At 35.4% G+C, this 542-nt stretch carries 1 protein-coding gene and 1 pseudogene; both read left to right on the top strand.

The window, feature by feature from the left end; genetic code table 11:
• Positions 1–111 (top strand): annotated as a pseudogene (locus ACFINC_RS11855) (single-stranded DNA-binding protein); the annotation flags it as partial.
• 15 nt (positions 112–126) lie between these two features.
• Positions 127–462, top strand: a complete 336-nt coding sequence (locus tag ACFINC_RS11850) for a hypothetical protein (RefSeq protein WP_375607479.1) — start codon at positions 127–129, stop codon at positions 460–462.
• Positions 463–542 lie beyond the last annotated feature (80 nt).

The following is a 542-nucleotide window of genomic DNA, read 5'->3' as shown; positions in this document are numbered from 1 at the left end:
TTAGATGGCAAAAATGATGATAATCAAGATCAGTCATCTGCTTATGACAGAAGCATTTACAGACCTCTTGATACATCTCATACCGTTATGAATGATAGCGTTCCTTTTTAAACAGAAGGTGCTTTAATGGATAGTAAAAAGAAGTCTAGGGTTAGTACAGAAGAATCTGAACCCGTTTATATGCTTACAGAGAATGATATAGAGCTGTTAAGAGATTGTATGTCATCTACATCAATGAGTTATTACAGTATAGTGATGGGTGCTTTATTGAGTACACTTTTCATTCTGCTCTTAAAACTTTCTTGGGATCAAAGTCACTTAAAACTTAAGTTAGGTGTTGCTGCTGTAATATGCATTTTAGTGGTTTTATTGTTCTTTTTAAATCGAATTTCATGGTCAAGATCAGAGAGAATTTGGCAAGATATTAAACAGACATCTGAGGACATAAGTGAAAAAAAATAAAAAAAGGGGACGCCCTAAAATAGCAGGGCAGGTAAGAGAACCAAACGGACGTATATCACGTGCAAAAGCACCGCGTGAAG

It is taken from the genome of Bartonella sp. AP58NXGY, assembly GCF_042195785.1.
Taxonomy (GTDB): domain Bacteria; phylum Pseudomonadota; class Alphaproteobacteria; order Rhizobiales; family Rhizobiaceae; genus Bartonella.
This window is presented reverse-complemented; position numbering and strand designations above follow the sequence as displayed.